The organism is Actinosynnema pretiosum, assembly GCF_002354875.1.
In the GTDB taxonomy this organism is placed as follows: domain Bacteria; phylum Actinomycetota; class Actinomycetes; order Mycobacteriales; family Pseudonocardiaceae; genus Actinosynnema; species Actinosynnema auranticum.
In genome coordinates this window covers 2726918-2750569 of the sequence record NZ_CP023445.1, presented here as the reverse complement: position 1 = coordinate 2750569, position 23652 = coordinate 2726918, and the positions used below count along the sequence as shown (strand labels likewise).

General features: G+C 75.0%; 21 protein-coding genes and 1 pseudogene. 12 read left to right on the top strand and 10 right to left on the bottom strand.

Translation table 11 applies throughout. The features are described from left to right. Positions 1–260: 260 nt before the first annotated feature. The gene (locus CNX65_RS12420) at positions 261–1259 is read right to left on the bottom strand and encodes a DMT family transporter (protein WP_232519801.1); all 999 of its coding nucleotides are present in this window, start codon (positions 1257–1259) and stop codon (positions 261–263) included. Positions 1260–1332: 73 nt separating this feature from the next. On the opposite strand from CNX65_RS12420, the gene CNX65_RS12415 reads away from it, so the two are divergent. Continuing rightward, positions 1333–2259, top strand: coding sequence for a LysR family transcriptional regulator (locus CNX65_RS12415; protein ID WP_096492923.1), 927 nt, complete (start codon positions 1333–1335; stop codon positions 2257–2259). A gap of 13 nt (positions 2260–2272) precedes the next feature. On the opposite strand, the gene CNX65_RS12410 is transcribed toward CNX65_RS12415, so the two are convergent. Both CNX65_RS12410 and CNX65_RS12405 read right to left on the bottom strand, forming a co-directional pair. Next, positions 2273–3952 carry a cytochrome P450 family protein gene (locus CNX65_RS12410; protein WP_096492922.1) on the bottom strand — a complete coding sequence of 560 codons (1680 nt, stop codon included), beginning with the start codon at positions 3950–3952 and terminating at the stop codon, positions 2273–2275. A gap of 529 nt (positions 3953–4481) precedes the next feature. Continuing rightward, the gene (locus tag CNX65_RS12405; RefSeq protein ID WP_096497749.1) at positions 4482–5420 is read right to left on the bottom strand and encodes an NAD(P)-dependent alcohol dehydrogenase; all 939 of its coding nucleotides are present in this window, start codon (positions 5418–5420) and stop codon (positions 4482–4484) included. A gap of 125 nt (positions 5421–5545) precedes the next feature. Here CNX65_RS12405 and CNX65_RS12400 point away from each other — a divergent pair, with 125 nt between their 5' ends. Then, on the top strand, positions 5546–6220 hold the full coding sequence (locus CNX65_RS12400; protein ID WP_096497748.1) for a TetR/AcrR family transcriptional regulator: 675 nt from the start codon (positions 5546–5548) through the stop codon (positions 6218–6220). A 50-nt stretch (positions 6221–6270) separates the two neighbouring features. Here CNX65_RS12400 and CNX65_RS12395 read toward each other — a convergent pair whose 3' ends face one another. Continuing rightward, on the bottom strand, positions 6271–7074 hold the full coding sequence (locus CNX65_RS12395; RefSeq protein WP_096497747.1) for a siderophore-interacting protein: 804 nt from the start codon (positions 7072–7074) through the stop codon (positions 6271–6273). A 117-nt stretch (positions 7075–7191) separates the two neighbouring features. Here CNX65_RS12395 and CNX65_RS12390 point away from each other — a divergent pair, with 117 nt between their 5' ends. Further along, positions 7192–8019 carry a helix-turn-helix transcriptional regulator gene (locus CNX65_RS12390; RefSeq protein ID WP_096492921.1) on the top strand — a complete coding sequence of 276 codons (828 nt, stop codon included), beginning with the start codon at positions 7192–7194 and terminating at the stop codon, positions 8017–8019. Between the two features lie 382 nt (positions 8020–8401). On the opposite strand, the pseudogene CNX65_RS36860 reads toward CNX65_RS12390, so the two are convergent. After that, positions 8402–8515: pseudogene (locus CNX65_RS36860) on the bottom strand (hypothetical protein); the annotation flags it as partial. Between the two features lie 462 nt (positions 8516–8977). Here CNX65_RS36860 and CNX65_RS12380 point away from each other — a divergent pair. Then, a complete protein-coding gene (locus tag CNX65_RS12380) occupies positions 8978–10195 on the top strand; it encodes a metallophosphoesterase family protein (protein WP_096497746.1) in 1218 nt (405 codons plus the stop codon). After that, positions 10195–14211: an AAA family ATPase gene (locus CNX65_RS12375; RefSeq protein WP_096492920.1), complete on the top strand. Its 4017-nt coding sequence runs from the start codon at positions 10195–10197 to the stop codon at positions 14209–14211. Before CNX65_RS12380 ends, CNX65_RS12375 begins: the two co-directional genes overlap by 1 nt. Before the next feature lie 21 nt (positions 14212–14232). Here the strand turns inward: CNX65_RS12375 and CNX65_RS36100 are convergent, their stop codons facing one another. After that, complete coding sequence (locus CNX65_RS36100) at positions 14233–14523, bottom strand: cation:proton antiporter domain-containing protein (protein WP_177154394.1); 291 nt, start codon at positions 14521–14523, stop codon at positions 14233–14235. Between the two features lie 34 nt (positions 14524–14557). On the opposite strand from CNX65_RS36100, the gene CNX65_RS36095 reads away from it, so the two are divergent. From CNX65_RS36095 to CNX65_RS12360, 3 genes are all read left to right on the top strand, one after another. Beyond that, positions 14558–15298 (top strand): hypothetical protein, encoded by a 741-nt coding sequence (locus tag CNX65_RS36095; protein WP_177154395.1) that lies wholly within the window; start codon positions 14558–14560, stop codon positions 15296–15298. Positions 15299–15371: 73 nt separating this feature from the next. Then, on the top strand, positions 15372–16133 hold the full coding sequence (locus tag CNX65_RS12365; RefSeq protein WP_015801264.1) for a DeoR/GlpR family DNA-binding transcription regulator: 762 nt from the start codon (positions 15372–15374) through the stop codon (positions 16131–16133). 311 nt (positions 16134–16444) lie between these two features. Beyond that, positions 16445–17335, top strand: coding sequence for an endo alpha-1,4 polygalactosaminidase (locus CNX65_RS12360; protein ID WP_157767608.1), 891 nt, complete (start codon positions 16445–16447; stop codon positions 17333–17335). Positions 17336–17379: 44 nt separating this feature from the next. On the opposite strand, the gene CNX65_RS35285 is transcribed toward CNX65_RS12360, so the two are convergent. Beyond that, entirely contained in the window at positions 17380–17547 is a 168-nt protein-coding gene (locus tag CNX65_RS35285) for a hypothetical protein (RefSeq protein ID WP_157767607.1), read from the bottom strand. Positions 17548–17726: 179 nt separating this feature from the next. On the opposite strand from CNX65_RS35285, the gene CNX65_RS12355 reads away from it, so the two are divergent. Then, on the top strand, positions 17727–18566 hold the full coding sequence (locus tag CNX65_RS12355) for a hypothetical protein (protein WP_157767606.1): 840 nt from the start codon (positions 17727–17729) through the stop codon (positions 18564–18566). A gap of 24 nt (positions 18567–18590) precedes the next feature. Here CNX65_RS12355 and CNX65_RS36090 read toward each other — a convergent pair whose 3' ends face one another. Continuing rightward, positions 18591–18989, bottom strand: a complete 399-nt coding sequence (locus CNX65_RS36090; RefSeq protein WP_177154396.1) for a hypothetical protein — start codon at positions 18987–18989, stop codon at positions 18591–18593. A 253-nt stretch (positions 18990–19242) separates the two neighbouring features. On the opposite strand from CNX65_RS36090, the gene CNX65_RS12345 reads away from it, so the two are divergent. Then, positions 19243–20073, top strand: a complete 831-nt coding sequence (locus CNX65_RS12345; RefSeq protein ID WP_096492917.1) for a helix-turn-helix domain-containing protein — start codon at positions 19243–19245, stop codon at positions 20071–20073. A gap of 2 nt (positions 20074–20075) precedes the next feature. After that, positions 20076–20261 (top strand): DUF397 domain-containing protein, encoded by a 186-nt coding sequence (locus CNX65_RS12340; RefSeq protein WP_096492916.1) that lies wholly within the window; start codon positions 20076–20078, stop codon positions 20259–20261. 39 nt (positions 20262–20300) lie between these two features. On the opposite strand, the gene CNX65_RS12335 is transcribed toward CNX65_RS12340, so the two are convergent. Beyond that, complete coding sequence (locus tag CNX65_RS12335; protein ID WP_096492915.1) at positions 20301–21668, bottom strand: FAD-binding oxidoreductase; 1368 nt, start codon at positions 21666–21668, stop codon at positions 20301–20303. Then, positions 21665–22468, bottom strand: a complete 804-nt coding sequence (locus CNX65_RS12330) for an alpha/beta fold hydrolase (RefSeq protein ID WP_096492914.1) — start codon at positions 22466–22468, stop codon at positions 21665–21667. The genes CNX65_RS12335 and CNX65_RS12330 overlap by 4 nt, the downstream gene beginning before the upstream one ends. A gap of 321 nt (positions 22469–22789) precedes the next feature. Here CNX65_RS12330 and CNX65_RS12325 point away from each other — a divergent pair, with 321 nt between their 5' ends. Continuing rightward, positions 22790–23599 carry an ion transporter gene (locus tag CNX65_RS12325; protein WP_096492913.1) on the top strand — a complete coding sequence of 270 codons (810 nt, stop codon included), beginning with the start codon at positions 22790–22792 and terminating at the stop codon, positions 23597–23599. Positions 23600–23652 lie beyond the last annotated feature (53 nt).

The following is a 23652-nucleotide window of genomic DNA, read 5'->3' as shown; positions in this document are numbered from 1 at the left end:
CCGGACCAGGAGCCGCTTTCGGGCGACCTCGATCCGACACGCGTGCGTGCCTGGATCGAAGGTCTCGCCCGCCCCGGAGACCGAGGCCGCCCGACCGGACCCGCGAGCGGGTCAGTGTGTCGATCGGGACGTTGGGGGGCTACTCCCCTTCGCTTGCGGTCCGAACGGTACAGAGCGGAGGGCGTTGGGCCAAGCGGGCGTGACCGGCGACACGGCTGGCCTGGCACTTCCGGCGGGCGCGCGCCCGGTGCGGGCGGGGCTCAGGTTCGCGCGGGGAGGTTCGCGGGGGTGGCGGCGGGCTTCGGGCTGTCGGGCGCCGGGCTGGTGGCCTCGGGGGTGGCGGGTTCCGGGGCTGCGGGTCCTGGGGCTGCGGGGTCCGGGGTGGCGCGCGGGGCGCGGGTTCCGGCGTAGACGGCCAGGAGGACGGCCGCGCAGCCGACGAGCTGGATCGCGTTCGGGCGCTCGCCCATGAGCGCGATGCCGAGCACCACCGACCCGACCGGCTGGACCAGCATCAGCGCCGCGCCCGTGGACGAGGGCATCCGGGGCAGCGCCGCCGAGATCAGCAGCCAGCCCACGATCTGCCCGATGAGCGCCAACGCCGCCAGCCAGCCGAGCGACGCCCAACCGGGGGTCAGGTCCAGCTTCCCGGTGACCACGCCGAACGCCGCCGCGACCGCCCCCGCCGACGCCGTGGCCAGCAGCAGCGCCCGCACGCCGCCCCCGCCGCGGCGCACGAGCAGCAGGTAGAACGCGTACGCCGTGCCCGCGCCGAGCGAGGCCAGCGCGCCGCCGAGCGGGTCGGCGCCGGACACCGGGGTGCCCGCCAGGCCGCCTGCCAGCACCACGCCGAGCAGCAGCACCGGCACGGTCGCCACGAAGCGGCGGCTCGTGCGCTCGCCGTGCAGCAGGTACGCGGCGGTCGGCACGATGACCACCTGCACGGACAGCAGCACCGTGGAGATGCCCGCGCCGACCATCCGGATGCCCTCGGCCCACAGCACGAAGTCCACGCCCAGCGCCGCGCCCGCCAGCAGCGGCACCAGCGCAGGCCTCCGCCGGACCGGGCCCGCGCGGCGCTCGGTGCGGCGCTCGCGCGCGCAGAGGACGAGCAGCACCGGGAACGCGATCAGGCAGCGCCAGAACGCGCTGGTCGGCGCGGAGGTGTTCGAGAAGTGGATGAACACCGAGGCCAGCGAGATGCACAGCCCGCCGAGCACGGCGGTCAGCCTCGGGTCCACGGTCGTCAGGCGGGTCACCGGATTAGTTTGATCAGGGCAACTAAGCAGCACAAGTAATTGTTTTTCAGCAGAAGCCGGTAGCTTCCCTACCGTGTTCGGGTTGGAGAGGTTGCGGGCGCTGCACGCGGTGGCGGCGCACGGTTCGATCGCGGGAGCGGCGGCGGCGCTGCACGTGACGCCCTCCGGGGTGTCGCAGCAGCTGGCCAAGCTGGAGCGGGAGGCGGGTCAGCCGCTGCTGGAGCCGAGGGGCCGCGGGGTGCGGCTGACCACGGCCGGGCACGTGCTGGCCGGGCACGCCGGGCGGGTGCTGGAGCAGCTGGCGCGGGCGCGGGCCGAGCTGGACCTGCTGCGGGAGGACGTCACGGGGACGCTGCGCGTGGGCGCGATCCCGACCACCCTGCAGGCCCTGCTGCCGCCCGCGCTGGGGGCGCTGCGGGAGCGGCACCCGGACCTGGCGGTGGTGCTGCGGGAGGGCGAGGCGGAGGAGTCGCTGCCCCGGCTGGTCTCGGGCGAGCTGGACGTGGCGGTCCTGGACAGCTGGGACGACCTGCCGGTGCGGCTGCCGGAGGGGGTGGTGTGCGTGGAGCTGATGGCGGACGTGGCCGACCTGGCGCTGCCCGCCGGTCACCGGCTGGCGCACCGGCGGGTGGTGGACCTGGCCGAGGTGGACGACATCGGGTGGATCGGGTGGAGCGTCGGGACCGGGTGCCACGGGTGGCTGGAGCACGTGCTGCGCGGGGAGGGGCTGGGCGGGCGGATCACGAGCGCGGTCGGCGGGTACCCGACGCAGCTGGCGCTGGTGGCGGGCACGGTCGGGGCGGCGGTGGTGCCGAGGCTGGGGCGGGTGGTGGTGCCGGAGGGGGTGCGGATGATCGCGACCCGGCCGGTGCTGGGGCGGCGGATCCTGGCGGTGACGCGGGCGGAGGACGTGGAGCGCGGGGTGGTGCGGGCGTGCGTGGACGTGCTGCGGGAGGTGGCGGACCGGTTCACGCAGGCGGAGGCGGGGGTGGCGCGGTAGCGGGCTCCGGGGGTCAGCTCCAGGCGACCGGCAGGGACTCGGGCGCGCCGTGGCGCCAGGGGACCTGGTCGGCGTCCACGGCCAGCCGCAGGCCGGGGAAGCGCGGGAGGAGGGCGCCGATCGCGACCTCCAGGTCCATGCGCGCCAGCCGGGCGCCGACCCAGGGCGGGGCCGGGCGCGGGGCGGCGGCGGGGTGGGCCGCGAGCGCGGAGACGTGCACCCGCTCGCCCGCCCGGATCAGCACGCCGCCCAGCTCGACGTCCGCCTCGGCCAGCGCCGGGCCCCGCGGGCGGCGGGTCGGGGGCGGGAGGGCGTCCAGGGCGGCGGGGAGGTGCTCGGGGTTGCGGCGGAGCCAGGCCAGGTCGGCGGGGTGGGTGAGGAGGGTGTGGGCGGTGGCGGCGATGCGGTCGGCGGTCGCGCCGTGCGCCGAAGTCAGCAGGAGGGCGCCGAGGTCGGCGAGGTCGTCGTCGTCCAGGCGGTCGCCGTCGACGGAGGCGGTGGCCAGGGTGCTGATCAGGTCGCCCTCGGGGGCGGTGCGGCGGCGCCTGCCGAGCGCGGCGAAGTAGCGGCGCAGGTCCGACTCGGCTCGCGCGGGGTGGGGGGCGGGGGTTCCGGGGGTTTCCCTGGTGGGGTGGTCGGAGGCGGGACGGTCGGGGGCGGGACGGTCGGGGGCGGCGTGGTCGGGGGTGGCCTGGCCGGGGGCGGGCGGGTCCCAGGTCAGGCACTTCAGGGCGGGGCGCTCCCGGCCGCGCGTGGTGGGCAGGAGGGCGGCGCGCTCGGTGTCGTCGGCGCCCCGGACGACCTCGTCCCAGGCGATGCGACCGCCCGACCGATCTCCGCCCGACCACTCCCCTGGCAACCGCTCTCCCGCCGACCGGTCCCCCGCCGACCGGTCCCCCGCCGACCGACCTCCCGCTGGCCGGTCCTCCAGCCCCCACTCGGCCCTGGCCGCAGCCGCCCAGCCCGGCACACCACCGGTGGGCGCGGCGTGGTCCCGGCCGGCGTGGTCCCGGCCGGCGTGGTCCCGGCCGGCGTGGTCCCGGCCGGCGTGGTCCCGGTCAGCGTGGTCCCGGTCAGCGTGGTCCCGGTCAGCGTGGTGCGGACCGGAGCTGCCCTGGGCGGTGCGATCGGGCCTGGCGTCGGTCACCCCCAGCTCGGCCCGCGCGATCTCGGCCCACCCCGGCCCGGTTCCCGCGAACCCCGCGCGGCCCGTCCCCCGGCGGCCTGCCCCCTGGCTGCCGGTCGCCGCCTTCCGGGCCGCGTGCAGCTCCTCCACCAGTTCCCGCAGCTCGGCCCGGTCCCGCTCGGGAATCCCGAGCACCTGGCACGCCGTCGCCACGGCCAGCCTGCGCGCCACCCCGGTCACCAGGTCGACCGGTTCGCCGCCGTTCGCCATCAGGTCGAGCAGGGCCTTGGCCGTGCTCGTCGTGCGCGGGCGGACGCGTTCCACGTGGCGGGCCGTCACGACCCGCGCCGTGAAGCGGCGCAGCCTGGCGTGCGACCGCGACGGGTCCGGCGGGGGCTGCTCCGGGGGCGCGGCGGGGGTGGTGGGGCGCAGGCGCGGGTCGGTCAGGGCCGCGCGCGCCTCGGCCTCGCCGATGACGAGCCACGCCCCGCGCCACCGGGTGACCTGCGCGGGAGCCGGGGAGGTGGCCTGCGGGCGGCGCAGGACGCGGTGCGCGGGGAAGGGCATGACCTGGCGGCTCCTCGTCGGACTGGAGCGCCCCGGTCCACTGCGGACTGGCGCTCGGCCGCCCGGCGCGGTGGAGCGCGGCCCGGTGCGGCGTTGCGCAGCAGGCTGGTGCCCCCAGGGGTGTCGCTACACCTCGAACGGCCGATGTTCGCCGGATGGTGTGAACTCGTCCGTTCCGCACGGGTGAAGAACGCCCTCAGGGCGTGCGCAGCATCCGGGAAAACCCTGTGTTTCCACAGTGGACATCCGGGATTCCCATTGTCTCGCAGGCAACCCTTTCCGGGGAAGGGATAGCGGCGTTGCACTTCGCTGCGTAGTTCTTGCCCCACACCATTCACCGTTACGGCGGCTGGCGTTGCCCGACCGGGTGGAGGCAGGGTGGGCCGCACACCGGAGGTGGAATTCGGACGCCCCCCGGCTCGCGCGCCGCGCCCCGACCGCACCTCGACGCGGAGAGGGCGCGCGCCGTTCCGAACCGCTGACGGAACACCCGCCGCCCGCCCCCTGGGGGTGCGGGCGGCGGGGCCCCTCACCTCAGGCTGATCACGTGCTTGCCGCGCACGCCACCGGCTTCGAGCGCGCGGTGGGCGTCGGCGATGCGCTCCAGCGGGTGAACGGTGTCCACGACCGGGCGGATCGCGCCGGACTCCACGTAGCGGGTCAGGTCGGCGAACAGGGCGTGCCCCGGATTGCCGCTGAAGAACCTCAGCGGCCTGCCCGGCAGCAGCGGCGCGGCGGCCAGGTACGCGACGTCGGCGACGCCGCGGAAGGCCACCGCGACCATCCGGCCGTTCGGGCCTGCCAGCCGCCGCCACGCCCACGGGCGGTCGCCGAAGGTGTCGAGCACGACGTCGTAGGCGCCCAGCTCGCCGAGGGGCGTGCGGTAGTCGACCGCCTCGTCCGCGCCCAGCTCCCGCACGAAGTCCAGGTTCGCGCGGGACGCGAGCGCCGTCACGTGCGCGCCGAACGCCTTGCCGAGCTGGACCGCGACGCTGCCGAGCCCGCCGGACGCGCCCCTGACCAGCAGCCGCTCCCCCGCCTTGAGCCGGGCCTTGTCGCGCAGGGCGGTGATGACGGTCGTGCCGACGCCGGGCAGCGCGGACGCCTCGACCAGGTCCACCCCCTCGGGGGCGCGCGCCAGCAGTCCGGGCCGGACCACGACGTACTCGGCGGCGGCCCCGCGGGTGGTCCGGCCGAGGAACCCCCAGACCCGGTCGCCGGGCGCGACCACGTCCACGCCCGCGCCGACCCCGGCGACCTCGCCCGCGAAGTCCATGCCGACCGCCTGCGGGAAGCGGAAGCCGGTGATCACCTTGATCCCGCCCGCCCTGGCCTTGGTCTCACCGCCGTTGACGCTGGAGCCGTGCACCCGCACGAGCACCTCCCCCGGTCCGGCGACCGGCCTGGGGACCGTCGTCGCGTAGAGGACCTCGGGTGGCCCGTATCGGTCGTACCGGGCCGCGCGCATCTCGCTCACCTGCGAAAACCTTCCGGGATACGGACAAGTGGAGTGTGTTCTCCGCTTGGTCGCCACGCTAGCGGAGAAAATGGAAGGCACGTTCCACTTGGGCTAAAGTGAGAGAAGTGCAGACCGTGGACCCCCAGTTGCCCGCCGCTCGGGCGCACGTGGACGAGGCGCCCGCAGAGCAGGCGCCCGCAGAGCGGTTGCGGGCCGACGCGCGGGACAACCGCGACCGCATCCTGGTCACCGCCCGCGAGGTGTTCGCGAGCCGCGGCCTGGACGCGCCGATGACCACGATCGCCCGGCGCGCGGGGGTCGGCGTCGCGACGCTGTACCGGCGGTTCCCGACCAAGGGCGCGCTGGTGTCGGCGGCGTTCGCGGACACGCTCTGCGAGTGCGTCGAGCTGGTGGATCACGCGTTGGAGCTACCCGATCCGTGGGACGGGTTCTGCTGGCTGCTGGAGCAGGTGTGCCTGAAGCAGGCCGAGGACCGGGGGTTCACGGCGGCGTTCCTGCGGATGTTCCCGGACGCGGTGGACGACGCGGCGCGGGACCGGGCGCTGGAGCGGTTCGCCGGGCTGGTCGAGCGGGCGAAGGCGGGCGGCAGGCTGCGGGCCGACTTCGAGATGCACGACCTGACGATGGCGCTGATGGCCAACAGCGGCCTGGTGACCGACAGCCGGGAGGCGGCCGAGGCGGCGTCGCGGCGGCTGGTGGGCTACCTGATCCAGGGGTTCGCGGCGCGTGACCCGCTGCCGCCCGCCACGCCGCTGGGGTTGGAGCACGTGGTGCACTACGGGAAGTGACGCACCCGGTCGCGTTCCCCTTTGCGGGGGAACACGACCGGGTCAGCGGTTCAGCTCTCCTGCTCCTGCTCGACGGCGCGGTTCCACTCCGCCTTGCCCGCCTGCCAGCCGTCCTCGTCGGAGCCGATCCGCCAGTAGCCGGAGATCGACAGGTCGGCGCGCGGGATGCCGCGCTCCAGCCGGAGGTGGCCGCGCAGCTCCTTGACCATGCCCGCCTCGCCGTGCACGAACGCGTGCACCCGGCCGGGCGGGAACTCCAGCTCCCGCACCGCTGCCGCGACCCGCTGCCCGGCCGAGCGGTGCAGCCAGCGCACCGGCACGGGCGCGGGCTGCTCGTCCTCGGGGCCGTCGACCTCGACGAGCACCTCGGCCCGCGCGCCCTCCGGCAGCGCGTCGAGGGACGCGGCGATCGCGGGCCAGGCGCTCTCGTCGCCCGCCAGCAGGTGCCAGTCGGCCTCGGGGTCCGGGGTGTACGCGCCGCCGGGGCCCGCGAAGCGCAGCAGGTCGCCCGGCTGCGCCTTGAGCGCCCACGGTCCCGCGACGCCCCGGTCGCCGTGCACGACGAAGTCGATCCACAGCTCGGCGCCGTCCCAGCGGCGGACCGTGTAGGTGCGGCTGTGGGGCCACTGCTCGCGCGGCGTGGACTCGCGGATCGCGGCGATGTCGAACGGCTCCGGGTAGGTGACGCCCTCGCGGGGGAACAGGAGCTTGAGGTAGCTGTCGGAGTGCTCGATCTCGGCGAGGCCGTCGACGTCGGTCAGCACGACGCGGACCAGCGCGGGCGAGAGGCGCTCGGTGCGCAGCACGCGCGCGGTCCTCGTCCTGGCCTGACGGCGGGGTGAAGGGGTGGTCACGCTCTCCAACGTACCCGCGCCGCTGCTCCAGGCGGGTGAAGCAGCCTGACCCGGTCCGGTTGTCCAGGGTGAGCCGCACCCACCCTCAGTGGGCGCTGCTGACCTAACCTCGGGGGCATGGACGGTAATGCGCTCGGCACCTTCCTGCGCGCGCGGCGCGCCCTGGTGCGACCCGAGGACGTCAGGATGCCCGCGAGCGGCACGCGGCGGGTGGCAGGCCTGAGGCGCGAGGAGGTGGCGGAGCTGGCCGGGGTCAGCACCGACTACTACACGCGGCTGGAGCAGGGGCGGGAGAAGCACCCGTCCGAGCAGGTGCTGGACGCGCTCGCCGGGGTGCTGCGGCTGGAGGAGGACGCGGTGGCGCACCTGCGCGGCCTGGCCCGCCCGGCGCCGCGTGCGCGCAGGAGGGCGGTCAAGCGCGAGCAGGTCAGCACGAGCCTGCTGCGGATGCTGGAGAGCTGGCCGGACACGCCCGCGCTGGTGCTGAACGAGAGGTTCGCGGTGCTGGGGCACAACGCGCTCGGGCGGGCGCTGTTCGCCGGGCACGAGCACAGCGACGACCTGGTGCGGCTGGTGTTCCTGGACCCGGACGCGAGCACGTTCTACCCGGACTGGGAGAAGATCGCGCTGAACACCGTGGCGGGGCTCCGGGCGAGCGCGGACGCGAGCGGGCGGCACGACGCGGAGCTGGTCGACCTGGTGGGCGAGCTGTCGCTCAAGAGCGCGGCGTTCCGGCGGCTGTGGGCGAGGCACGACGTGAGGCGCAAGTCGACCGAGCGCAAGCGCTTCAACCACCCGCTGGTGGGGGCGCTGGAGCTGACGTACGAGGCGCTGACGGTGAACAGCGCGCCGGGGCAGCAGCTGGCGGTGTACCAGGCCGATCCGGGGAGCCGGTCGGCGGAGGCGCTGGGGTTGCTGGGGAGCTTGGCGGCGTCGGAGGGGTAGGGCCCTGCGGCGGGCGGGGACCGCGGTCACCCCGCGCCGTCGTCGGACAGGTCCCCGTCCGCGCCGCTGTCGGGGGTGACGACCGTCGCCCAGCTCGCGCACCCGGTCCACGGGGTCGAGCCCGCGGGTCATGCTGATCTTGACCACGTCCGGGCCGAAGGCGCCGATGTCGGAGATCACGTGCACGTGGCCCGTGCGCACGTTCGCGGCCAGGTCGCACGCCCGCGATCGCCTCGTCCACCCCGGCCGGCTGCTCGCGCGCCTGCTCCAGCCCGGTCTCCGCCTTGGCGAGGTGGTCGGCGGCCGGGTCGATCTCCAGCAGCCGCAGCCGGTGGTGCTCGGTGGACACCGGGACGCGCATCGACGTGCCGAGCTGGCCGATGGTCCCCCTGGTGGCGGTGAGCTTGCCCTTGACCGCCTCGCGGGTGTGCGCCTTGCTCCCGCGCGCCGCGTTGTCGGCCTCGGCGTTGCAGGCGCGCAGCACCAGCTTCGCCATGCCCGCCCGAGGCGCTACCCCTCCTCGGCCGAGCCGTCGACGGTCCGTTGACGTGGCAGGCGACCGCGTCGCCCTGGGCCACCAGGGCCGCCTGCTCGGCGCGGGAGCGCTCGACGGCGGCGGTCAGGTCGCGCAGCTCCGCGCCTCCGCCTTGGCCTTGCCGCCGAACAGCGCCATCACCACGCCCCGGGTTTTCCCGGCGAAGGGGAATCGGTGATCACCCTGCGCTCGTTGACCACCCACCCGCGTGTTCACCCGTTCGACCGGTCGTCGTCGCCCCCGCCACGCGGCGCGCCCAGGGCACCGCCTCCCCGGTGCTCGGCGCCACCGTGGAATCGTGGGCCCCATGCGACCCCGTTCTCCCCACCGGTGTGGCGTTCGTCGTAGCGGAAGCGCGCGATCGGGCGATGTCCTGATCATGGTCATCTCACGCGCGCGCTCGGCCGGGACGGGGTGGTGGTGATGCGGATCGTGCACGCCGCCGACGTCCACCTCGACAGCCCGCTCCGGGGGCTCTCCCGGTTCGCCGACGACGAGACCGCGCACGGGTTGCGGCGGGCCTCGCGGCGGGCGTTGGAGAACCTCGTGCACCTCGCCGTCAGCGAGGGGGCGCAGGCGCTGGTCCTCGCGGGCGACGTCTACGACGGCGACTGGCCCGACTACGCCACCGGGCGGTTCTTCGCGCAGCAGATGGACGTGCTGCACCAGAACCGCGTCAAGGTGTACGTGGTCGCGGGCAACCACGACGCGCAGAGCGTGGTCACCAAGGCCGTCCGGCTGCCCGACAACGTCACGGTCATGGCCACCGACAAGGCGCAGACCGCCATCGACGACGACCTCGGCCTCGCCGTGCACGGGCAGGGGTTCGCGCAGCGGGCGGTCACCGAGAACCTCGTTCTGGCGTACCCCGAACGGGTCCGCGGGTTGGTGAACGTGGGGCTGCTGCACACCGCCGTCGACGGGGCCGAGGGGCACGCCACCTACGCGCCGTGCACGCCGCACGACCTCGCCCAGTGCGACTACGACTACTTCGCGCTCGGGCACGTGCACCAGCGCCGCGTGGTCAACGACGGGCAGCGGGTGGCCGCGTTCCCCGGCAACCTCCAGGGCAGGCACGCGGGCGAGACCGGCGCGAAGGGCGCGCTGGTCGTGGACGTCGAGCACGACCAGCGGGCGCGGACCCGGTTCGTGCCGCTGGACGTGGCCCGCTGGGAGCACCTGAGCGTGGACGCCAGCGGGCTGCGCACGTTCGACGAGGTGCTCGACGCGGTCGACTCAGCGCTGGACGACGCCCGCGCCTCGGCGGACGGCCGCAGGCTCGTCGCGCGCGTCACGGTCACCGGCAGCACCCGCGCGGCGGGCGCGCTGGGGCGGCGGGAGCACTTCCACGAGCAGGTGCTGGCCCTGGCGCAGCGCAAGCACATCACGCTGGAGAAGGCCCGGTCGCGCGCGCTCGCGCCGCAGGAGGTCAACCCGGCGGACCGGGAGCTGCTGGAGGCGATCCTGGGCAACCGGGCCGACTTCGCCGAGCTGGCCGAGGTGGTGCGCCCGCTGCAGCGCGACTTCGGCCGCCACCTGCGCGGCACCGACCTGGACCTGGACGACGACGCGGTGCTGGAGCGGGTGGTCGGCGCGGCCGTGGACGGGCTGGTCGCGCGGCTGTCGGCGGAGGAGGGCTGATGCGGATCACCCGGCTGGTGCTGGAGCGGTACGGGGCGTTCGCCGACCGGGCGGTCGACCTCGGGCCGGGGTTGACGCTGGTGCTGGGGCCCAACGAGACGGGCAAGTCGACGGCGCTGGACGCGCTGGCCGACCTGCTGTGGTCGATCCCGCAGCAGTCCGGGCGGGCGTTCCGCTACCCCCGCAAGGAGCTGCGGGTGGGCGCGCGGGTGCTGCTGGACGGGGTCGAGCACGAGGTGGCGCGGACGGCGTCCGGGCTGGTCGGGTTCGAGGGCGGCGGTGGGGGTGGCGAGCCGTGGCGCGGGGACGGGGACGACCGGGCGCGGTGGCTGACCTCGTTCGGGTTGTCGCACGAGATGCTGCGGCTCGGCGGGCAGGACCTGTTCGAGGCCAAGGGCGACCTGGCGGCGCTGGTGTTCCGGGCGCGCAGCGGGCGGTCGGTGCACCTGCTGCTGGACGAGCTGACCGCGCGGGCGGACGCGCTGTACAAGCAGCACCGGGGCAGCCGGAGCGTGGTGACCCGGCAGGCGCTGGAGCGGTACCTGGAGGTCGAGGGCGAGATCGCGGGGGCGATGGCCGACGCGACGCAGGTGCGCAGGGCCGAGGAGGACGTCGCGGCGCTCGCGCGGCGGGCCGAGACGGCGGCGGCGGAGCTGCGGGAGGCCGAGGCCGGGCACCTGGGGGCGGCGGCGCGGGTGCGGGTCGCGGAGACGGCGCGGCGGTTGGCGGCGACCCGGCGGCGGGTCGCGGAGCTGCACCGGGCGGGGCCGTTCCTGGGGGTCGAGGGGATCGCGGCGTGGCAGGGGGCCACGGAGCGGTTGGAGAAGCTGGCCGGGGTCGCGGAGGACCTGGCACGGGAGGTCGCGGAGACCGAGGGCGAGCGGGACGCGGTCCGGGTGGACGAGGCGCTGCTCGCGGACGCGGAACCGGTGGGGCGGCTGTACCGGGACCACGCGGCGCGGCAGGACGACGCGCAGCGCGCGGAGGGCGAGGAGGCGGAGGCCGAGGCGGCGGACGCTCGGGCGCGGGTGGCGCTGGCCGGGTTGGTCGAGCCGGTGGGGAGCGGAGCGGCTTCGGGTGGGGCAGCTTCGGGTGGGAGGGCGGCGGGCAGGGGGACGGCGGGCGGCGCACGCGCGGGTGTGGGAGCGGCGGACGCTGAACGTACGGGTGCGGAGGCCGCGGACGGCGCACGCGCGGGGGCGGAGGCCGCGGACGGCGCACGCGCGGATGCGGGGACGACGGACGCCGAACACGCGGATGCGGGGACTACTGACGCAGAGCATGTAGATGCGGAGGCTACTGACGCCGAGCATGTAGATGCAAGGCTTGCAGAAGCTGGGTACGCGGGTGCCGAGCTGGCGGGTGCCGAGCTGGCGGGTGCCGAGCTGGCGGGTGCCGAGCTGGCGGGTGCCGGTCAGGTGAGCGCGGGGCAGGCAGGTGCCTGCCAGGCCCAGGGCGACGCGCGGAGCGTGGCCGAGTTGTTGGCGGGGCTCTGGGTCGGGGACGACCTGGCCGCCGAGCTGGACGTCGCCGCCAAGGCGTTGGACGACGCCGAGGCGCGGGTGGTCGAGCGGGCGCGTGATCTGGAGGGGGTCGAGGAGGGGGTCGAGCCGCTCGACGTGCCCGACGACGCCCTCGCCGACGCGGTCCGGGAGGTCGTCGCGGCGGTCGAGGGGGCCGGGTCGGCGTTCACGGCGCTGCGGCAGGCGCGGCAGGACGAGGCGGACGCCGAGCGGGAGCGGGTCGGGCTGCTGGCCGCGATCGGGTTGCCGCCGGACGCGTTGGACGGGGTCGGGGCGGTGCCGTCGGCCGAGGCGGTGCGGGTCGCGGGCGCCGGCCTGGTGGAGCGGCGCAAGGCGCTCGCGGACGCGGCTCGGCTCGTGGACGAGGGCGAGAAGCGGGTCGCCGCGCTCCTCGCGCAGCTGGAGGACGCCGCCACCGGCGACCTCCCGGCCCCCGGAGCCGTCGACGACGCCCGCGCCGAGCGGGACGCGCTGCTCGCCCGCGCGCTCGGGGCCTGGCTGGCGGGCGCCGCGCCCGCCGACGACCCGGAGCTGCCGGTCGCCCTCGAACGGGCCGTCGCGGGCGCGGACCGGGTCGCCGACCGGGTCGCCGCGCACCGCGAGGAGGCGGGCAGGCGGGCGGTGCTGGTGGCCGACCACCGGCACGAGAGCGCCGGGGTCGAGCGGTGCCGGGCCGCCGTGGCGGTCGCCGCCGAGGCGGAGCGGGACGCCGAACGGGCGTGGACGGCCGTGTGGGCGGGGGTCGCCGCGCCGCTGCCGCAGGACGGGGGCGCGTTCCGGGAGCGGCTCGCCGGGGCGCTGGACGCCTCGGGGCGGGCGCGGGTGGCGCGGGCTCGGGCCGAGGCGCTGCGGCCGGACGTCGAGCGGCAGCGGGAGTACCTCGCCGGGGTGCTCGCCGACGCCGGGCGGCCGAGGCCGGACGCGGACCTGGAGAGCCTGCTGGTCGCCGCCCGCGCGCTGCTGGACGAGCACCGCCAGGCGCAGGCGGACCTGGCCGTGGCCCGCGAGCGGCGGGCCGTGCGGGAGCGGGCGGTGCAGGACCTGGACCGGTTGCGCCAGGTCAGGGACGCCGCGGCAGGCCGCTGGGCGCGGCTGCTGGACGAGGCCGGGCTGGCGGACGTGCCGCCGGTGCGGTGGCAGCGGCGGCGCGAGGTGCTGGAGCGGGCCCGCGAGGAGCACCGGCGGGCCGAGGCGCACCGGTCGGCGGCCTCGGTGCTGCGGCGGAGGTGCGCGGAGTTCGCGGACGAGCTGGCGCGGGTCGCGGCCCGGCACGGGGCGCCCGCCGGGGCGGGCGCGGCCGAGGAGCTGGCCGAGCGGCTGGCCGAGGCGCGCGACGGGGCGGCTCGGGTGCGCGGGCTGGACGAGCGGGTGGATCGGCTGGCCAGGCGGGTGGCGGAGGTCGGGACCGAGCGGGAGCGGTTGACCGCGCTGCTGGACGGGCTGCGGGCCGAGCACGACGACGACCTCGACGCCGCCGCCGCGCGCGGGCGCGAGCTGGTGGAGCTGGCCGAGGCCGACCGGGAGCACCGGGCGGTGATCTCGGCGGCGCTGCCCGACGTGGACGTGGACGACGTGGTGGACGAGGTCGCGGCCACCGACGACGACGCGCTGGCGCTGGCGGCGCGGGCGGCCGAGGCGCGCTACGACGAGGCGGTCTCCCGGCACCAGGAGGTGCGGGACCGGCTGGCCGAGACGCGGGTCGGGCACCAGGAGCTGCTGGCCCGGCCGGGCGCGGCGGAGCTGCACGCGCGGGCCGGGGAGCGGTTGGCCGAGGTCGCGGACCGGGTCGAGGACTACCTGGTGGTGGAGGTGCAGCGGCGGTTGCTGCGGCGGGAGCTGGAGGCGTACGAGCGCAAGCACGCGTCGCCGCTGCTGGAGGCCGCCGGGCGGTTGCTGGAGCGGCTGACCGAGGGGCGGTACGTCGCGCTGCGCACGCACCAGGACCGGTCGGCGGCGCTGGCGGTGGTGGGGGCGGACGAGCGGGAGCGGTCGCCGCAGGAGCTGTCGGAGGGGACCGCCGACCAGGTGTTCCTGGCGCTGCGGCTGGCGGGGATCGCGTCGTTGCAGCGGGAGCGGGCGGCGCGGGGGCTGCCGGTGCTGCCGGTGGTGCTGGACGACGTGCTGATGACGTTCGACGACGCGCGGGCCGGGGCGGCGCTGCGGGTGATGGCCGGGTTGGCGCGGGAGTGGCAGGTGATCGTGCTGAGCCACCACGGGCACCTGCGGGACGTCGCCGCGTCGCTGGGCGAGGGGGTGTCGGTGGCGACGCTGTCGTCGGCCCCGGAGCTGGAGGTGGCGCGCAGCGCCGAGGAGGTGCGGGACGCGGTGCGGCAGGCCGCGCCCGTGGCGGTGGGGGCCGCGCGGGCGGCGGCGCCGAGGGCGGCGAACCTGGCGGCGGTGCGCGAGTGGGCGCGGGCGAACGGGCGGCAGGTCGCGGACCGGGGGCGGATCCCGGCCGACGTGGTGGAGGCCTACGAGCTGGCGCACCGGTAGGGGGCGGCGCCGGGGCCCGTGCTAGTGCCGGGGCCCCGGCTCGGCGGCGGCCTGGCGGACGTCGAACCGGAGGGCGCGGGCGAGCGGGCCGATCGTCGGGGCCTGGAGGAGGAGGGCGCCGAGGGTGACCAGGAGCGCGGTGGCCTGGACGGCGTCCCTGCCCGGCGCCGCCTCCGGGACGGCGGAGGCCGCCGCCAGGGTCAGGATGCCGCGCATCCCGGTCCAGCCGACCAGCAGGTTCTCCTTCGCGGTCGGGGCGCCCAGGCGCGGGCGGCGGCGGCCGGGCGCGCTCGCGCGGGGAGCGGCCCGCAAGGCGCAGGGACAGCGCCCAGCGGCCGAACAGGGCGTGGACGCCGACCAGGCGCAGGGCGATCGCGGCGACCAGCAGCACGCCGGACGCCGGCAGCACCGCGCCCAGGTCCTCCTGCTCGGCGAGCACGAACCGCAGGGGCAGGCCGATGTAGGCGAACACGAACGACGCCACCACCACCGCGATGATCCCGGAGGCGTGGACCTCCTCGGCTGCCAGGCAGACGGTGAACGGCAGCAGGAGGACCAGGGTTGTCTCCAGGGTGGTGCTGCCAGGGCGCTTGCGGACGGCCGGGGTCGCGGCGGCGAACGCGCCGCCCACCAGGACGCCGACGGTGAGCTTGTAGGCGAACTGGGCGATGCCGCCCAGCGAGGGCAGCGCCCAGGAGGCCGCGAGGCCGAGCGCGAACGTGGTCAGCACGACCAGCACCACGCCCAGGTGGACGATCGGCCGCAGGTTCGCGCCGAACCCGGTGAACGCGGCGCCCCGCGCCGCCGAGCAGAGCAGGGGCGGGACGACGATCGCCAGGATCAGCCCGCTGTCCAGCTCCAGCTTCGGCATCAAGGGCAGGAACGAAGCGGCTGCGGCCAGCACGACCACGACCAGGCCCGGTTCCACGCCCCTGCGCCGCGCCACCGCCGTGATCGCGAGCCCCGCCCCGACGATGAGCAGGACCTGGACGCCGTTCACCCTCGTTCACCCGGACGCACGTGGGCGGGCGCTGCGCGCGCGGGCGGTCCGGCCCGGCCACCGGACGGAGGTAATTCGACCAGGTGATGGCGTTGCCGTTGCTTCGGCACGCCGCAATTCGCGGGGGCGGGTGAGCGTTAGCCGTCCTTACACTGATCGAATGCGGCAGCAGGATCGGTTTTCGCTCATTCTCGATCGGCTGAACCACAGCGGTTCGGTCACCGTGGGCGAGCTGTCCGGGGCGACCGGCGCGTCCGCCGCCTCGGTCCGGCGGGACCTGCGGTCGCTGGAGGAGCAGCAGCTGCTCAAGCGCACGCACGGCGGCGCGGTGTCCACCGAGGTGATCTACGAGCTGCCGCAGCGGTACCGGGCGGGGCGCGGGCAGCAGCAGAAGCGGCGGATCGCCGAGGCCGCGGCGGCGCTGGTGGACGAGGACGTGCGGTCGGTGGGGCTGGGCGGTGGCACGACCACGACCGAGCTGGCCAGGCTGCTCGCGGCGGGCAAGCCGCTCAAAGTGGTCACCAACGCGCTCAACATCGCGAGCGACCTGTCGGTGCGGCCGTCGATCGACCTGGTGGTGACCGGCGGCGGGGTGCGGCCGGACTCGTACGACCTGGTGGGGCCGATCGCGGACCGGGCGCTGGCGGGGATCAGCGTGGACGTGGTGTTCCTGGCGGCGGCGGGGGTGGACTCGGTGCTCGGGGTGAGCTCGTGCGACGAGATCGGGGCGAACACCGACCACAGCCTGATGGCGACCGGGCGGCGGGTGGTGGTGCTGGCCGACCCGGAGGTGGTGGGGCGGCGGGCGTTCGCGCGGGTGGCCCCGGTGACGGCGGTGTCCGTGGTGGTGACGGGGGCCGCGGCGGATCAGGAGGAGCTGGCGCGGTTGCGGGCGGTGGGGGTGGCGGTGGTGATCGCGTGAGGGCCGGGGGCGGCTGAACGCCGCGGGCTGGTGGGCAGCGGGCAGGTGGGCGGCGGACCGGTGGGCGCGGGCAACCGGCCGCGGGCAGCAGGGGCGCGGGCAGGCGGGGTGTGAGCGCTGGCCCTGCGGTGTCGCGGCGGGGTGCTCGGATGAGCGCTGCTCGGTTTGCCAGGTGTGCGCGAATGCGCGGTTGGCCCGTGACCGCTCGTGCGCGTCCACGCCTGGGTGCCTCGTCCGGGGTCCGCTCAGGTGCGGGTGGGGCGGGTCGTTGTGGCCGGGGTCGGTCACGCCAGACACCGGGAAGGTGTTCCATGCGCCTGCGCACCACCGAGCGGAACCTCGTCGCCTTCGTGGCCGCCCTGCTCGCGACGGTCGCCATCGCGGCGCCCGCGGCCGACGCGGCCTCGCCGTCGTGGCGGCCGGTGAAGGCCGACCGGTGGCAGTACCAGCTCAACCCCGCCTCCAGCGGCGCGGGCACGGCAGGTGGCATCACGATCAGCCCGTGCGGCAGGCCCGCGACCGGTGGGCCGTCGTGCGTGAAGCCGACGGTGTACGAGATCGACCTGCACGGGCCGGACGGGCGGACGCCGAACGCCGCCGCCGTGCAGGCCGTCCACGGGGTCGGCGCCCGCGCGGTCTGCTACGTCGACGCGGGCACCTGGGAGCGGTGGCGGCCGGACGCCGCCGCCTACCCGGCCTCGGTCAAGGGCGCGGACGTGGACGAGTGGCCCGGCGAGAAGTGGCTGGACGTGCGCGACACCGCCGCGCTGCTGCCGATCGTGGAGGCGCGCGTCGCCCAGTGCGCGAGGGCCGGGTTCGACGCGGTCGAGTTCGACAATGTGGACGGCTGGGCCAACAGCACCGGCTTCCCGCTGACCGCCGCTCACCAGCTCAGGTACAACCGCTCGATCGCGGCCGTGGCGCGCAAGCACGGGCTCGCGGTCGGGCTGAAGAACGACCTGGACCAGGTCAAGGACCTCGTCGGGAACTTCGACTTCGCGGTGAACGAGCAGTGCGGGCAGTTCGACGAGTGCGGGCTGCTCAAGCCGTTCCTGGACGCGGGCAAGCCGGTCGTGCAGATCGAGTACTCCGACCGGGGCGCGCGCACGGGCGGGTTCTGCGCCCAGGCGAACGCGGCCGGGCGCAGCGCGGTCCTCAAGCAGCTCTCGCTCAAGGCCACCCCCTGGACGCCCTGCCGCTAGCCCTCCCCCGGCCCCGTCGGCGCCCGCCCGCGTCCGGCCGCCCGTCAGGGGCGCACCGGCTGGACCGCGGGGGCCACCGACACCGCAGGCGGCCCCTGCGGAGCCGTCCCCACCCCCGCGGTCACGAACAGCGCGGTGACCAGGACGGCGCCCGCGGCGGCCGACCCGAGCGACAGCCGAACCACCGACCTCAATCGCAGCGTGATGTACATCCCGGACCTCCGTTCGCGGAAATTCCCCCGATTTCCATGATGACCACCCGAACGCGCCACAGTCCAAGCCGACTTGCGGTAGCGGACCGAGGTGAGCGGGTCCACTCGGGTAACACCGAGTGGGCGCACCCGGATATCCACCCCAGAACGCGGGAACCGACTCGGGTCCCCTCTTCCGGGTGACCGGAGAAAGGCCGGGAGGAATGCCGGAGTCCAATACAGGGGTGGTGGACGGGCTGGACGACCTCGGTCCGGTGCTGCGCGACATCGGCACCGGCATGATGGCGCGCACCAGGGCGAAGCTGGCGAACAGCCCGGAGACGCGGGCGTTCCTGGAGATCGGCCTGGACCTGCTGCGCGAGGACCTGATCCAGCACACCGGCCCGGACTTCGACCACGGGACCCCGTCGCGGCTGTTCGACTCCCTCTCGCGCGAGCGCGTGCTCGCCCGCCCGGAGGCGCAGGAGCTGCTGCTGAGCGTGAACATGTTCCGGCACCGCTGGGAGCGCAAGGACCGGTACAGCGAGGACCTCATCTCGTACGTGTTCCGACTGACCCCCCAGCTGCGGCGGATGGACGGGGTGCGGGCGGCGACCACCGCGATGATCGGGCAGGTGAGCCTCGGCGAGCTGGTCAGGCTGCTCGCGCGGGCCGAGCTGGAGGCGCTGCGCAGCGACCCGCTGGTGTGCGTGCAGGCGATCCTGCAGAGCGCGCTGCCCAACCACACGCGGGTGCGCGAGTTCTGCAAGGCGCACCTGGACGAGCTGCTGCCGCGCTGGGCGGACCTGTACCGGGACGTCGCGACCGCGCACGGGCTGGCGCTGCGGCCGGGGCGGACGTGGTTGGACGTCGCGCTGCTGTTCAACACCGCCATCGTCGGCGAGCTGCACTGGACGCGCGTGTCCGCCCGCCCCACGCTCGCGAACGGCGAATCGGTGCTCACCGGCGCGCTGCTGGCGATGATGCCATCCCTGGTCGACGGGCTTTCCGACGACGTGGATCAGCAATTCGCGCGATGAGCCCCGATCACCGGGGGCGGAAGTTCACCCGTTCTCACCGAAAATGGTGGAGATACCGCTCGAACGGGTGAAATCAGAGGTGGATTCGGGAGCGGACTCGGGCATTGGCCGGTCGAGCCATAGCAAATGCGTGGTGACGTCCACGTCGAGCGCGAAGCACGCGTACAGCTCGCGCACGCCCTCGGCGCTCTCGGCGCGGGTGCGGTGGTTGTCGTCGACGCCGGTGGCGTCGACGTGGTCGTCGAACTGGAGGCCGTAGGCGGCGATCTCGCCGTCCTCGCCGTCGCCGTACTCGTAGGCGATGGCGAACAGGCGCGGGGCCAGCGCGCGGGCCTCCAGCGCCAGCACTTCGCGGTAGTCGCTGCTGCGGGTGGCACCGCCGCGGGTGTCGCCGCGGGTGTCGCTGCTGCGGGTGTCGGCCATGGGCACGCCTTTCCGTGAGGTCCAAGGGGTCGTTATTCCGGCAACACCACCCGAAGCAGTTGATCACGTCGAGCGCCCTCAAGCCGGTCCGTGCACCGTCCGAAGAGGAACGTGTCGCCTTGAAGATCCCCACGCACCCTGGGACCCTCTTGCGACAGAATATGAGGACTTGCGCAAGATCAGAAGTTCAAACGCAAGTTTTGACCACCCCGATCGGGTGAACCTGCGGAATGCTGCGGAATGAGGAGCGTCGGTGAGCACGCCAGCGAAGAAGGCACAGGGCCTCGGTGCCCAACTCAGGGTGATCCGCAAGCGCAGCGGCCTCTCCATGAAGGAGGTCGCCGACCGGATGGGCTGGAGCGAGGCCAAGGTCTCGCGCATGGAGACCGGCAAGCGGCCGGTCGACTCGGAGGAGGTCAGCGGCATCCTGGCGATCTTCAAGATCGTCGGGGGCGAGCGCGAGCGCCTGATGGCGATGGCCCGCACACCGGAAGAACCGGCTTGGATCGAGACCATCCGGGCCGGGCTGCCGAACGAGTCGGTGACGCTCGCGACCTATGAGAACGAAGCGGTGTCGATCACCAACTGGTCTCCGCTGCTGGTCCCCGGCCTGTTGCAGACGATGGAGACCGCCTCGGCGTTCATGCGGCTCGACGGCATCCCCGACCACGACATCGGCGCGCGGCTGATGGGGCGCTCGCACCGCCAGCGGATGCTGGAGCGGGTCCACTACACCGCGATCATCGACGAGACCGTGCTGCACCGGCGGCTGGGCGACGAGCACACGCACCGCGCGCAACTGCGCCACCTGGTCGCCATGGCCGAGCGGGAGCGCGTCGCGATCCGGCTGATTCCCGTCAACTCTGCCAGCCACTCAGCCTTGATCAGCCCTTTCATGCTCCTCGAATTCGATCACCAACCGCCGATCGTGCACGTGGAACTCTCCAGGTCGGGCGCGTTCTTCGTGGACCCGGCGGAAACCGACATCTACGTTCGACAGCGCGCCCAGCTTCTGTCGGTTTCGATGGACGAGGCAGACTCTGTGCGACTGATCCGGAAGCTGATCGAGGAGAAGGGTCCCTAGGCATGGCTCAACCGACGTCGCCGCAGTGGCGCAAGAGCAGCAGGAGCGGCTCCCAGTCCGACTGCGTCGAGGTGGCCGGAACCCTGGACCGGGTGCGGGACAGCAAGGCGCCCGGCGCCGGGGTCGTCCGGACCTCGCCCGCCGCCCTCAGCAGGTTCCTGGACGCGATCCGCCGGGACCGGTTCTAGCGCCGCCGGGCCGGGACCGGCCGCGGTCCCGGCCCGCGGCTAGAACGCCTTGCCGGGGTTGAGCAGGCCCAAAGGGTCCAGCGCGGCCTTCACGGCGCGGTGCATCGCCAGCACCTCCGGGGACAGCTCGGCCGCGAGGCCCGGTCGTTTGAGCAGGCCGACGCCGTGCTCGCCGGTGACCGTGCCGCCCAGCTCCAGGGCCGCCGCGACGATCTCGTCGAACGCCGCCTGCGCGCGTGCCCGCGCCGCCTCGTCGCCCGGTGGGGTGACGAGGAGGGGGTGGAGGTTGCCGTCGCCCGCGTGGGCGATGTTCGCGATGGTGACGTCGTGGCGCTCGGCGGCCCGCTCGACGCGCCCCAGCATCCGCGCGACCTCGGCCTTGGGCACGCAGACGTCCTCGGTGAGGACCGGGCCGAGGCGTTCGAGCGCCGGGTAGGCCAGGCGCCTCGCGGAGAACAGGGCCTCGGACTCGGCCTCGTCGGTGGAGCGGGCGGCCCAGGTCGCGCCCGCCGCCTCGAAGCAGGCCAGCACCCGCTCGGCCGCCGCCTCGGCCGCGCCGCCGGGGTCGTCGAACCTGGCCAGGAGGACGGCGTCCGCGTCGGCGGAGACGCCGGTGCGCTTCCACTCGTCCACGGCGCGCAGGCAGTGCCGGTCGACCAGCTCCAGCGCGGCCGGGGTCAGGCCCGCCTCCGCCGTCGCGCGGACCGCCTCGCCGGCGGTGACGACGGACGGGAAGTAGCCCGCCACGGTGACCGCCGGAGGCGGGAGGGGGCGCAGGCGGACGGTCACCTCGGTGACCACGCCCAGGGTGCCCTCGGAGCCGACGACGAGGCCGGTCAGGTCGTAGCCCGCGACGCCCTTGGCGGTGCGGCGGCCGAGGCGGACCAGGTCGCCCGTCCCGGTGACGAGCTGGAGGCCGAGGACGTAGTCGCGGGTGACGCCGTACTTCACGCAGCACAGGCCGCCCGCGTTGGTGGCGACGTTCCCCCCGATGGTGGACCACGGGGAGCTGGCCGGGTCCGGCGGGTACCACAGGCCGTGCTCGGCGGCGGCCTTGCGCAGGTCGTCGTTGATCACGCCGGGCTGGACGACGGCGAGGCGTTCGAGCGGGTCGATCTCCAGGACGCGGTTCATCCGGTCGAGCGCGACGACGATGCAGCCGTCGACGGCGTTGGCCCCGCCGGACAGGCCCGTCCCGGCCCCGCGCGGCACGATCGGCGCGCCGTGCGCCAGGCAGGCGCGGACGACGTCGCGGACCTGCTCGGGGGTGCGCGGGCGGACGGCGGCCAGCGGGGCGCCGACCGGGGCCCACTCGGCGTCGTCGTGGCTCAGGCTCGCGAGGACGTCGGGGTCGGTGAGGGCCGGATCGGGCAGGGCGAGGTCGGCCAGGGCGTCGAGCAGGCTCACAGGTCCCCCAGGAACGCCAGGATCTCGGCGTTGACCCGGTCGGGCTGGTCGAAGTTGGCCCCGTGGCCGCAGTCGTCGACGACGACGGCGCGGCCGTCGGGGTTGCCCGCGACGGCGGCCTCGGCGTGCTGCCAGGGCCAGAGCTGCGAGTCGCGGCCAGCGATCATGAGGACGGGGACGGGGCAGCGCTGGACGACGTCGCGCCAGTCCTGGTGGGCGTGGTCGTGCAGGAGCGGCCAGGTCTCCTTGCCGGGGTCGTTGGGGACGGCGCCCATGCCCGCCTTCTTGACCAGGCGGGCGGCGGACTTGAGGGACTTGGCGGCGGAGTGGCCGCGGCCGGTCTTGGGGACGCCCCTGGCGAAGAAGTCGCCGGAGTTCTGCTCGGTGAGGCCGTAGAAGCCGTAGGGCCAGTCGGCGGAGTTGATCATCTTGGGGGTCTGGTCGACGCTGACGACGCCCCTGACCCGGTCGGCGCCGAACAGGCTCAGGCAGGCCCAGATCGCGCCGACGCCCATGGAGCCGCCGACGAGGACGGCGTCGCGCAGGTCGAGGGCGACGAGGGCGTCGTGGAGGTCCTTGCCGTGGCGGGAGAGGCGGTGGCCGTGCGGCGGGCGGGCGGACTCGCCGTGCCAGCGCCGGTCGAGGCCGAGGACGCGGTGGCCCGCGGCCAGGAGCGCCTCGGTCTGGAAGGCCCAACTGGTGGCGGGCGCGCCGTAACCGGCGACCAGCACCACGGGTGAGCCGGTTCCCTCGTCGGCGACGTGGAGGTCGACGCCGTCGTTGGTCGTGATCGTGGGCATGGCGCCGATGGAAGCACAGGCGCGTGGTGCGGGCCACGAGGGAAGCGCCACTCGGGGCGGCCTCGGCGGACGGGCGGGTTCCCCGGTTTTCGGCGTCGGTTCAGTTTCGTTCTGCACTGAAGGAATAGAGTGGAATAGATCCCCCGAGCGGGTCACTGAGCGGGTCACCGGGTGGAGCAGCGGGTGGCCCCGCGCGGGGGTGGTGGTCGCTGTCCGAACCGGGCGGCTCGTCCGACCGGATTGCGCGGCGGGGTGAGGCGGGGTCGGTGGTTACGGATAGTGTTCTAGTGATCACCACATCGAGTAGGAGCACTCGGAACAATGGTTCTGCGCGAGCGGGTCGAGGCCTTCCTCGACGGCCCGGCCTTCCAGCGGTTCATCATCGTGGTCATCGTCGTCAACGCGGTGACCCTGGGCTGCGAGACCGTCCCCGCACTCATGGCCTCCCACGGCTGGCTGCTGCACGGGATCGACCGGTTGGCGCTGGCCGTCTTCGTGGCCGAGCTGACCGCGCGCCTGTACGCCGAGCGGCTGCGGTTCTTCCGGGACCCGTGGAACTGCTTCGACTTCCTCGTCGTCGCCATCTCGCTGGTGCCCGCGACGGGCGTGCTGAGCGTGGTGCGGTCGCTGCGCATCCTGCGCGTGCTGCGGCTGATCTCGATCGTGCCGAGCATGAGGCGCGTGGTCACCGCGCTGGTCCGCTCGGTGCCGGGCCTGCTCTCGCTGTCCGGCCTGCTGGTGCTGCTGCTGTACGTGGGCGGCGTGATCGCGATCAACCTGTTCCGCCCCACCGGTGACGAGCGGTTCGCCGACCTCGGCAGCACGGTGCTGACGCTGCTCCAGATCACCACCGGCGACGGGTGGTCGGACGTGATGCGGGACCTGATGGAGCGGCAGCCGCTCGCGTGGATCTTCTTCGTCTGCTACCTGCTGGTGGGCACGTTCACGATGCTGAACCTGTTCATCGCGGTGGTGTGCAACGCGATGGAGCACGAGCTGAGCCCGGAGCGACCCGCCGTGACCGCCTCCCCCGAGCCGGGGACGGCCGATCAGGTGGTGCTGGCGGAGTTGCGGGCGCTGCGCGCCGAGGTCCAGGCGTTGCGGCTGACCTCGGCAGGCGACCGGGGGTAGGCGGGGCCGGGTAGGGGGCGGGCGGAGCGGGAACCCGGCCGCTCGGCGCCCGA

Bases quoted from the DNA above. Each gene is read 5' to 3' on its own strand.
- CNX65_RS12410 (WP_096492922.1), bottom strand. From the start codon at position 3,952: ATGCCCTTCCCCGCGCACCGCGTCCTGCGCCGCCCGCAGGCCACCTCC.
- CNX65_RS12405 (WP_096497749.1), bottom strand. From the start codon at position 5,420: ATGCGCGCGGCCCGGTACGACCGATACGGGCCACCCGAGGTCCTCTAC.
- CNX65_RS12390 (WP_096492921.1), top strand. From the start codon at position 7,192: ATGGACGGTAATGCGCTCGGCACCTTCCTGCGCGCGCGGCGCGCCCTG.
- CNX65_RS12380 (WP_096497746.1), top strand. From the start codon at position 8,978: ATGCGGATCGTGCACGCCGCCGACGTCCACCTCGACAGCCCGCTCCGG.
- CNX65_RS12375 (WP_096492920.1), top strand. From the start codon at position 10,195: ATGCGGATCACCCGGCTGGTGCTGGAGCGGTACGGGGCGTTCGCCGAC.
- CNX65_RS12365 (WP_015801264.1), top strand. From the start codon at position 15,372: ATGCGGCAGCAGGATCGGTTTTCGCTCATTCTCGATCGGCTGAACCAC.
- CNX65_RS12360 (WP_157767608.1), top strand. From the start codon at position 16,445: ATGCGCCTGCGCACCACCGAGCGGAACCTCGTCGCCTTCGTGGCCGCC.
- CNX65_RS35285 (WP_157767607.1), bottom strand. From the start codon at position 17,547: ATGTACATCACGCTGCGATTGAGGTCGGTGGTTCGGCTGTCGCTCGGG.
- CNX65_RS36090 (WP_177154396.1), bottom strand. From the start codon at position 18,989: ATGGCCGACACCCGCAGCAGCGACACCCGCGGCGACACCCGCGGCGGT.
- CNX65_RS12340 (WP_096492916.1), top strand. From the start codon at position 20,076: ATGGCTCAACCGACGTCGCCGCAGTGGCGCAAGAGCAGCAGGAGCGGC.
- CNX65_RS12330 (WP_096492914.1), bottom strand. From the start codon at position 22,468: ATGCCCACGATCACGACCAACGACGGCGTCGACCTCCACGTCGCCGAC.
- CNX65_RS12325 (WP_096492913.1), top strand. From the start codon at position 22,790: ATGGTTCTGCGCGAGCGGGTCGAGGCCTTCCTCGACGGCCCGGCCTTC.